Source organism: uncultured Nostoc sp. (assembly GCF_964245575.1).
Lineage (GTDB): Bacteria > Cyanobacteriota > Cyanobacteriia > Cyanobacteriales > Nostocaceae > Nostoc.
The window spans coordinates 19,598-26,042 of the sequence record NZ_CAXTNP010000095.1 but is presented as its reverse complement, the minus strand read 5'-3'; the positions used below and the strand labels follow the sequence as shown (position 1 = coordinate 26,042).

The window sequence follows — 6,445 nt, the reverse complement described above, 5'->3', positions numbered from 1 at the left end:
GCCCAAAAAAGCATTAATAACAATTGGTAATTGTGTCTGCTTTAATCACATTTGCAGATAGACTTTTTTGAAATAGCTAATTACTTTTTCCCGAATAAAAAATACGAGTGGTCTTAATCAGCGTTTTATCAAGTTATATGTTAACTAGTATTTTTAAAAATGTCACGTTTTTTTTGAGACATTCAAATTATCAAAAACTACTAGTTTAACTCTTTAGGGAGTCAGTAAATATATACAAAATAATTGAGATAATTGCCAAGATAATTTTATATTTCCGTTTAATTAACCTTGACAGTGACAGCGATAAATTGTTAACGCTTGTAGTTATAGCAGTTCCCAAATAATTAACCACAGCAAAGCAATACATCAGTACTAGTATTTCCTGCGGGAAGGTAAGCGCATCTGCGTTTAAATTTTAACCAAGTACAGTATTTCATTAATTTGTAGCGAATTCTTTGCGTACCTCTGCGCCCCTGGAGCGTTTAAACTTTAACCCTCAATTCGCTACGATTTTACACAAAGCTGCACTAAGAATCATGACCAGCTAAGGTCAACAGCAAGCGGCTAACTACCCGATTATCTGGTAATTGATAGAAATTCAACTCTTCTCCTAGTTCCTGCATAAGGTTTTGGCAGATTAGCAGATGTAAACCTGGCGGTTGGTCGAGGTTGGAGGGAGCAAGCACATCTTTGGGTGTATTATCATGTAGTCCTGTGAGTAGCTGTGGTTCGATCGCACCGTTGTATGTAATCGACAGTTCTAGCGATGTCTGATTTTCAGTCGCTTCACTTGCAGAAGAATATTTTGCATTTGAGGGTTTTGACGGATCTAAACGACGACACCAAATATCAATTCTGCCGCCGCTTTGAGAACGGTTGCAGGCATTAAGCAATAATTCATGGATAACTAACTCAATTTTGACAATGTCACCTGTGATCATCATTGAAGATTGAGCGCTGGAGGTAGGAACACCTCTGGCGAGTGAAGAATTTTTTGGCGATTGCTCCTCAATTTGTTGCCCCAAACCATGTACACCAATCCAGAGCTTTTGGTATTTAAGTAAATTTTCAATGCGTTCGAGCGATCGCTTGAGTAAACTGGCTATGGGCATAGTTTCCCAACTTATATTTAGCTGCCATTGCTCAAGTTTTAGCATTCCACTCATGGAGGCGGCTGTATGGTCTAATTGCCGCAGCAATAGCTCGTAGCGCATCTGAGTCAGTTCATTAGCAGGAATACCCAAATCATGTATTTGTCTAAGGGATAGCGCCGTTATTCTTTGAATTTCCTCTAAGCGACGATGTTTGTACCAGTTAAGTTGTCGTAATTCTTCTGTTGTGGATTCTAAAAGTCGGGTAATTTGCTTTTCACGACGCCACCAGGCTAATTGAGAAATCAAAGTTGCGGTTGCACTGAGGTTTTGTTCTGACCAGTGACGCTCTTGATAGTCTGCTAACAACACTACACCCGTAGTTTCATAATCAGCATTGGTACGTAATGCCATCACCAAAATTTGACCTTTGTCTGGAGTATTCAACCATTTTCGAGTTTGGGGGGGTAAATTATCTACGTTCAAAGTCAGGTAACTCTCTGTGGCAAGTGCCCACTGAATTAGTATCTCAGCTTGGATAGAAATAGATGCATCGGAAAAAATTCCGAATAGGCTATTGTCTACCACTCCAGGGATAATTTCTGCCCAACTTTCACCAGGTGACCAGGATAGCAGTACCACTAAGGGACAACCCAGAATCGATGCTATTTGTTCGAGTGCTGTACGTTCTAAATGTTTTTTTCCTACCTCGATTTTGCTATTTTGGGATTGTGTCAGGATGCGTAGGCATTGCTCAAATGCCTGGGAAGTTTTTTGCTGCTGGGTAGTGCGGTTATATAATTGCCACTGGCGAATAATTACACCAATTTGTTGACTAACGGCCCAGAGTAATTCTTTTTCTAGAGTTGTCCAAGAACGATGGGTTTCGTGAGTGATGACCAAAAGCGCTGCTGGTATATGATCGTGAGTGCATTTAGAAATAAGTAGCGATCGCACTCCACTTTCTAACAACAAGGGACGCCAATTAAAAAAGCGTAAATCTTCATCTAAGTTCTCAATTTCCACCGCTTGAGTTGAACGCTGCAAAAGCTGCCCATCTAATTCTTTGAGAGTATTAAGGGCAAATGTCAACGGTCGGCGATTATAAGGCTGATTTTGGTAAATAAATTGATAATTATTCTGTTCAGGATCATATTGCAACAGTAAAAATCGCGTGGCAGCTAGTCGAGCTAAAACTCTTTTAGCACAGTTGTCCAAAGTTTGCTGAAGGTCATGTTCGCTATAGATACCTTGGGCAATTTGGCTAGTCAGTTGGGCATCCTCTTGAATCTGTTTGATAGTACTTTCCATACTTTCGGTAGTTGCGACCAGGGAAATTAAGCCAGCAGCACCTTGGACAAAATTTTTGTCTGTCTCCGTCCAGATTCGAGGTTCATTGCTTTCCACCGCCAGAAAACCGAGCAAGTTCTTTTGCCAGATAATCGGAGCTGCCAAGAGCGATCGCACCTTCAGCCGTTGCAGCAATTTTGCCGTAAAATGACTCTTTAAAGAACTGCGTGCATCACCAATCGAGACAATTTGGTTAACTGTCAAAGCATAATAAAAGTCACTCAACTCCTGTACCGTCATTCCCGCCGCTTGCTGAGTGCTAGAATTGCGATCGATTTTCACAAGCTGATTGCTCATCCGACACCAAAAATAGCGCCCTTCTCGATCAAACCAGTAAACATTTGTCCGGTTGGGAGAGACAAATTTATGAGTTGCTTGTACTGCTGCTTCTAGTCTTTGATTAAGGTTACCAAGGGTGCGTAAATTTTCTAGCAATTCTAATAATGGTTCGTCGGTTCGCTTGGTTTGCTTTTGCTGCAAATCCATCTCGTTTTGATAAAGCACTGCCCCTAGTTCGCCTAAAACCATCATCAAACGTGCTTTTGCTTCCCCTGTCAGTAGGTAACCCCAGCGTTCTGAACCCAGTAACAGCACACCTAAGCAACGGTCTTTATAGCGAATTGGTAAAATAATCGTTCCTTGGATGTGGAATTTTTCAGCAATTTTTTGCCATTCGGTGGCGCGGATTTCAGTTTGCAAATCAGCTATGCCCAAAGGATGCTGTTCAATCACCACTTGCTCTAATAAATCCCCAGGACTGAGAACAACTCTTTGGCGTAAAAAGCTCGTGTCACGATCAGGTGTGATGCCCCCTTTGCCGAATAATATGTGATTCAGGCGATCGTAAAGAGCAATCCAAATCAGTCTGTAGTCAAACTGTTCTTTGAGATAAGAAATAGTAGTTTCAATCAGAACGTCAACATTATCTTCTTCTCTGAGGCTTTGGAGGACGCGCCCCAAAGAGAGAATCTGCTGTTCGGCGGCTATAGGTTTTTGCGGCTGCCCCATCTGATTTATTGGTTAACATAACTTGTAATATATAAGATGCCCAGAAAAGTACCCTGAGTAATATTGTCACGGGTGTTTGCTAAAAGTTTTAGGTAAACGGGTTCGTTGAAGTTAGATTATGGAGTGCTAGGGAAATGGGCGAAACTTCCTGCGATGATCGAGAGGAGCAAAGACAAGTCTCAGAGGAAAAGCGAGAGTCTGCTGAAGATAGCAGGCTCTCACAAGAGGAGCAGCGAGAGTCTGCTGAAGATGTCAGGTTCTCACAAGAGGAGCAGCGACAGCTTGCTGAAGAAATGAGAAATTATGCCGAAGTAAGTCGGCGGCTTGCTGAAGAAATGAGAAATTATGCCGAAGAAATGCGGCAGATTGCTGAAGAAGTACGACTAGGTAAAGAAGAACTCCGACAAGCTAAAGAGGAAGCACGCCAAGCCAAAGAGGAACTCCGACAAGCTAAAGAGGAACTCCGACAAGCTAAAGAGCAAGCGCGGCGTCTACCGAATTCGGGTAGTGTTAAGGATTGAAATGGATATTTATCAACTTGCCATTCGTCCGCTTTTGTTCAATCTGGTAAAAACCGATTCAGAGTGGTTACACCAGCAGACGATTCGCAGTTTTAGCTGGCTATCGCAAACCCCTGCTAGTTGGGCAAACCAACGCTTACAAAAATCCTTATGTCTGTACGATTCACGCCTAGAACAAAATTTGTTTGGGCTAAACTTCCCAAATCCCGTAGGATTAGCAGCTGGCTTCGACAAGGATGGAGTAGCTGCTGGCATTTGGTCTAACCTGGGTTTTGGCTTTGCGGAATTAGGAACTGTAACTTTTCACGCACAGCCAGGAAATCCGCGTCCCCGTTTGTTTCGCTTGCCGTTGGATAAAGCTGCTCTCAATCGGATGGGCTTTAATAATCGCGGTGCAGCAGCAATGGCAGCACGTTTGGCACAGGAAAAGCAGAAGTTAATCCAGTCAATACCCATAGGGATAAATTTGGGTAAATCTAAAGTAACTCCTCTAGAAGCCGCCGCACAAGATTATCTCGGTAGTTTTCGCTACCTCAAGGATTTGGGAGACTATTTTGTTGTTAATGTCTCTTCCCCCAATACACCGGGGTTGCGATCGCTCCAAGATGCTTCTATGCTCAGTGCCATCTTGAATTTATTACAAAAAGAAAATACTACACAAAAGCCAGTTTTTGTCAAGATAGCGCCAGATTTAGATTGGGTTGCGATCGCTGACATTATAACTCTTGCTAAAACTTTCCAACTGGCAGGAATTATCGCCACTAATACCACTATCCGCCGTGATGGACTAAAAACCCAGGTGATTGACCAAACGGGCAAATCACCTCAGGATGAAGCTGGCGGAATTAGCGGTGAACCATTGCGCGATCGCTCCACTGAGGTAATTCGTTTTATTTGGCAGCAAACCCAAGGACAAATCCCGATTATTGGCGTTGGTGGCATCTTTTCTGCTGAAGATGCTTGGGAGAAAATTACTGCTGGTGCTAGCCTAATTCAGGTTTATACAGGCTGGATTTACGAAGGCCCACTGATGGTACGCCAGATTCTAGCAGGTTTGCTTTTCAAGCTAGAACAAAGCGGTTTAAATTCCATCAACCAAGCTGTGGGTTTAGAATTCAAAAATCAAAAGTAATTAATATTTTTGAATTTTGAATTGTTATCCTTCTTCTTCCACTGGGAAAAACTCCTTAGTTTTTTCCGAGTATAACCAGGCAATACCATCAGGGTCTTTGCTGCGGCTCCACTCAGGAAACTCTGGATCATTTCGCCGTTTATAAACCGTGCTGGAATAGACATTTAGCCGTTTGGCAAGTTCAGATTGAATCAGAGAGCCAAAAATTAACTGTTTTTTCAGCGATCGTTGAGCTGACTCATGGGTTGGCTGTGGTGGTGATTCGGTTTCTGGTTCTTCCTCCTGTGGGGTTGGTGGTGGTGCTAGGAGCGATCGCGCAGTTTTAGTAACTGGTTGAGCAGGAAGTTCTTTAACAGGCTCACTACTATCAAGAATATTGCCGAGAATGCTGGCAGTTATAAAGTAATAAGACTGCCCCGCATCTTCGGAGTTCACTATACTAGCGCCAAATTCCGAGGCTTTACTATCCAAGTAGCGTTTTGCCGTTGTTCCAGGAAAATTGCCCCTTATTGCCAAGTCCATTGGCGTAAGTCTGCCCTGATTTTCCCGAACCAACTGATGAAAAATTGGGTTAACTCGCACAGTCCACTGTTGCCATTGATATTCCTGCCAAAGCTTGAAGCCAATTACCAGCAAAATTACCGCCAGTAAAATTCTCCATGTGGTAACTAGGAAAATAATCAAAAACGAGATGGGCAAAAGTAGAACGAGAAAAGCCTTGCCGTTACTTTCTATGGGTTTCTCACTCATGCGGATTTTTGCCAAGTGAATTTTGGGAAATAATATTATCTATATTGGCAAATATTAGGACACTTTTTTGTATCTTTTGGCAAAGTTGCAGCAAATTTGTCGGTAAAACCTTTCTTCGGTAGGTGTTATAGGCTTTGGTCTGCGATCGCGCAGAAGTTTTTTCAACAGAGAAAACAAAAGGGTTTTGACAGGAGCGATCGCAATACATCTTAGATAATATCTCTCGAAATTCTAAGCGACAGCTTGCTTATACCGCTCAGACTTTTCTTTCCAAAACAATAATTCTTGCATTAGCTTGCCAGACCCTTGACAACAGATAATACATATACTACATTAAAAATACAAGTTAGCTTTCACCAGTAGCGAATAGCTCAAATGGCACAGCGCCCACCTTGCCTGGAAGGGCCGACGTATTGAGAGTTATCGTATATAACTAAAACACCCTCGATCAAACTTCTGGAGGTGTAGGTAAAAATCCTACTTCGTTACAGTAAATTTAATGCTGAGTTTTGAATTTATATGTGGTGGGTAGCTCAGTGGATAGAGCGCCTAAATATCCTTATTCACACCTTGCCTGAAAAGGCCGACGAATT

4 protein-coding genes are annotated in these 6,445 nt (G+C 42.4%); 2 read left to right on the top strand and 2 right to left on the bottom strand.

Going from position 1 to position 6,445, the window contains the following annotated elements:
• Positions 1-527: 527 nt before the first annotated feature.
• Positions 528-3,449 carry a GAF domain-containing protein gene (locus ACFFAP_RS16905; RefSeq protein WP_375512291.1) on the bottom strand — a complete coding sequence of 974 codons (2,922 nt, stop codon included), beginning with the start codon at positions 3,447-3,449 and terminating at the stop codon, positions 528-530.
• 134 nt (positions 3,450-3,583) lie between these two features.
• Here ACFFAP_RS16905 and ACFFAP_RS16900 point away from each other — a divergent pair, with 134 nt between their 5' ends.
• Positions 3,584-3,970 (top strand): hypothetical protein, encoded by a 387-nt coding sequence (locus tag ACFFAP_RS16900; protein ID WP_375512290.1) that lies wholly within the window; start codon positions 3,584-3,586, stop codon positions 3,968-3,970.
• A 1-nt stretch (position 3,971) separates the two neighbouring features.
• Positions 3,972-5,102 carry a quinone-dependent dihydroorotate dehydrogenase gene (locus ACFFAP_RS16895; protein WP_375512289.1) on the top strand — a complete coding sequence of 377 codons (1,131 nt, stop codon included), beginning with the start codon at positions 3,972-3,974 and terminating at the stop codon, positions 5,100-5,102.
• A gap of 24 nt (positions 5,103-5,126) precedes the next feature.
• Here the strand turns inward: ACFFAP_RS16895 and ACFFAP_RS16890 are convergent, their stop codons facing one another.
• Positions 5,127-5,852: a hypothetical protein gene (locus tag ACFFAP_RS16890; protein ID WP_375512288.1), complete on the bottom strand. Its 726-nt coding sequence runs from the start codon at positions 5,850-5,852 to the stop codon at positions 5,127-5,129.
• Positions 5,853-6,445 lie beyond the last annotated feature (593 nt).

Bases quoted from the DNA above. Each gene is read 5' to 3' on its own strand.
- ACFFAP_RS16905 (WP_375512291.1), bottom strand. From the start codon at position 3,449: ATGGGGCAGCCGCAAAAACCTATAGCCGCCGAACAGCAGATTCTCTCT.
- ACFFAP_RS16900 (WP_375512290.1), top strand. From the start codon at position 3,584: ATGGGCGAAACTTCCTGCGATGATCGAGAGGAGCAAAGACAAGTCTCA.
- ACFFAP_RS16895 (WP_375512289.1), top strand. From the start codon at position 3,972: ATGGATATTTATCAACTTGCCATTCGTCCGCTTTTGTTCAATCTGGTA.
- ACFFAP_RS16890 (WP_375512288.1), bottom strand. From the start codon at position 5,852: ATGAGTGAGAAACCCATAGAAAGTAACGGCAAGGCTTTTCTCGTTCTA.